This window comes from Acerihabitans sp. TG2 (assembly GCF_035013185.1).
GTDB lineage: Bacteria > Pseudomonadota > Gammaproteobacteria > Enterobacterales > Enterobacteriaceae > Acerihabitans.
Map to the genome: position 1 here is coordinate 1 of NZ_JAYGJO010000103.1, position 656 is coordinate 656.

General features: G+C 59.1%; 1 protein-coding gene and 1 pseudogene. Both read left to right on the top strand.

All coding sequences use genetic code 11. The features are described from left to right. Positions 1-173 precede the first annotated feature (173 nt). Positions 174-293, top strand: a complete 120-nt coding sequence (locus tag SJI19_RS24715) for a GpE family phage tail protein (protein WP_323480879.1) — start codon at positions 174-176, stop codon at positions 291-293. After that, a pseudogene (locus tag SJI19_RS24720) lies at positions 286-656 on the top strand (phage tail tape measure protein); the annotation flags it as partial. The gene SJI19_RS24715 and the pseudogene SJI19_RS24720, both read left to right, overlap by 8 nt.

Genomic DNA, 656 nt, shown 5'->3' on the forward strand with positions numbered 1-656 from the left:
GTGGACGCACTGTTAACCGTGCTGCCACGCATTACCTCGCCGCAACTGACCCAACACGAATGCGCCATGCTGGAACTGCCGGACATGGTGGCCCTGGCCGGTCAGGTGATCGGTTTTTTGTCGCCGAAATCGGACGCGACGGCATCCCTATCGGCTTGACGGTGGACGACCTGATGGCGGATATCGCGGTGATTTTTCACTGGCCGCCGTCGGAGTTATTCCCCATGACGTTAACCGAGTTGATCCACTGGCGGGCCAGCGCCCTTAAACGTAGCGGACAAACCGATGAGTAACGCGCTCCAGCTCCAGGTATTGTTAAAAGCGGTGGATAAAGCAACCCGACCGTTTCGGGCGGTGCAAAATGCCAGCCGGGCGTTAGCCGGGGATATCCGTACCACCGAAAAAAGCCTGCGCAGCCTTGACCAACAGGCGGGCAAAATTGATAAATTCCGCAAGGTAAAAGCGCAGCTCACCGCCACCGGGACGGGCCTGCGCCAGGCCCGGCAAGAAACCGCCGCACTAGAGCACGCCTTTACCGCGCTGGATAACCCTACCGCTAAACAAATCCGTGAAATGGACAAGGCCCGGCGCAACGTCGCGGCCCTGGAAGAAAAATACCGCAGCCTGCGCCAGTCGGTAAAATCCCAACGCCGCGA

What these genes read in the sequence shown, in the direction of transcription:
- SJI19_RS24715 (WP_323480879.1), top strand. Translation starts at nt 174, where the DNA reads ATGGCGGATATCGCGGTGATTTTTCACTGGCCGCCGTCGGAGTTATTC.